Consider the following 952-nt stretch of genomic DNA (forward strand, 5'->3'; position numbering starts at 1 on the left):
CAATCGGCATCGAGGCATGTGCGAGTGCCTTCCACTGGGCCAGGGAGTTCGAGCGGGCCGGGCATGTTGTGCGCATCATCAGCCCGCAATTCGTGAAGCCTTTCGTGCGCGGGAACAAGAATGACGGCAATGACGCCGAGGCGATCTGCGAGGCCGTGCAGCGGCCCAACATGCGCTTCGTGCCCGCGAAGACGATCGCACAACAGGACATCCAGTCCTTGCACCGGTGCCGACAGCGCCTGGTGAACCACCGCACGGCCCTGATTAGCCAGATGCGGGGCATCCTGCTCGACCGCGGCATCGTCTTCGGCAAGTCCGCCTCGCGGGCGAGGAGACTGATCCCACAGATCGTCGCCGACAAGGACAACGCGCTCACGGTCATGGCCCGCGAGATGCTCGCAAGCCTGTTCGAGTTCCTGCAGCAGCTCGACGAGCGCATCCGGGACTTCGACCGACGCATCGAGGCAGTGTTCCGAGAGAACCCGGCATGCCAGCGCATCGCCAAGCTCGAAGGCGTCGGCCCGAAGACCGCGACCGCCATCGTTGCGGCGGTTGGCGACGCCAAGGACTTCGACAACGGCCGACACATGTCGGCCTGGCTTGGCCTGGTGCCGCGGCACCAGGCCACGGGCGGCCGGACCGTCATGGGCGGCATCAGCAAACGGGGCGACCAACACCTTCGGACATTGCTGGTGCACGGCGCGCGAGCGGTCGTGCGCATCAGTGCCGGCAGGAAAGACCCCAAGAGCCAATGGGTGAACGACCTGGTCGAGCGCCGAGGCACCAACCGCGCCATCGTCGCCGTGGCCAACAAGAACGCCAGGATCATCTGGTCGCTCCTGGCGAAGGGTGAGGAGTACCAGCGGCCAGCAGCCGCATAGGTCCTTGCCACCAGCGTTGCGAGCGTCACGAGGGAATGGGCAACAGGTCATCAAGCCGACGCGTGGAGAGC

1 protein-coding gene is annotated in these 952 nt (G+C 65.8%); it reads left to right on the forward strand.

Annotated features, from left to right (window positions below):
- Nucleotides 1-881: IS110 family RNA-guided transposase (locus tag HW577_RS25650; protein ID WP_198378906.1), on the forward strand; the 881-nt coding region annotated here is incomplete at its 5' end.
- Nucleotides 882-952: the final 71 nt, after the last annotated feature.

Origin of the sequence: Neoroseomonas rubea (assembly GCF_016106015.1) — a bacterium.
Taxonomy (GTDB): Bacteria; Pseudomonadota; Alphaproteobacteria; order Acetobacterales; family Acetobacteraceae; genus Neoroseomonas; species Neoroseomonas rubea.